Below are 598 nucleotides of genomic sequence, written 5' to 3'. Positions count from 1 at the left end.
TCCTCGACGGGGAAACCGTCCTTCGGCTGTCCCAGGTCCCCGCGATCTACAAATCCGAGCCGGATTGAAACTTAAGGGCCGCCCCCTCCGGGAGGGCGGGGTTGTCCCCGCGATCTACAAATCCGAGCCGGATTGAAACCGGCGGACTTTATATAAGCAATAAGCTCAACTATTTGTCCCCGCGATCTACAAATCCGAGCCGGATTGAAACCACTCATGCTATCACCTCCTCAGTTGACTCTGGTACTGGTCCCCGCGATCTACAAATCCGAGCCGGATTGAAACCAAATACTCCCAAACTATCCATTCGGGAATATAGTCCCCGCGATCTACAAATCCGAGCCGGATTGAAACTTGACCATGCGGCGCGCCTCGTCGGCGTCAATGGTCCCCGCGATCTACAAATCCGAGCCGGATTGAAACTCGGCCTGGTTGGCCGACCGCAAAAGCTCTGGTCCCCGCGATCTACAAATCCGAGCCGGATTGAAACAGGGCCCACCCGGGGAGGAACATGAGGACCGCGGATGTCTCCGCGATCTACAAATCCGAGCCGGATTGAAACCAGGAGGCTGGCGAGGTGAACTCTGCGCCGGTTGGG

General features: G+C 57.2%; 1 CRISPR repeat array.

What is annotated here, in order from left to right:
• Nucleotides 1-35: 35 nt before the first annotated feature.
• Nucleotides 36-562: direct repeats of the CRISPR family, unit length 36 nt; unit sequence GTCCCCGCGATCTACAAATCCGAGCCGGATTGAAAC.
• Between the last annotated feature and the right edge of the window lie 36 nt (nucleotides 563-598).

The organism is Protofrankia sp. CiP1_Cm_nod4, from assembly GCF_982290645.1.
The sequence above is the reverse complement of the archived record's forward strand: the minus strand, read 5'-3'. Positions and strand labels throughout refer to the sequence as shown.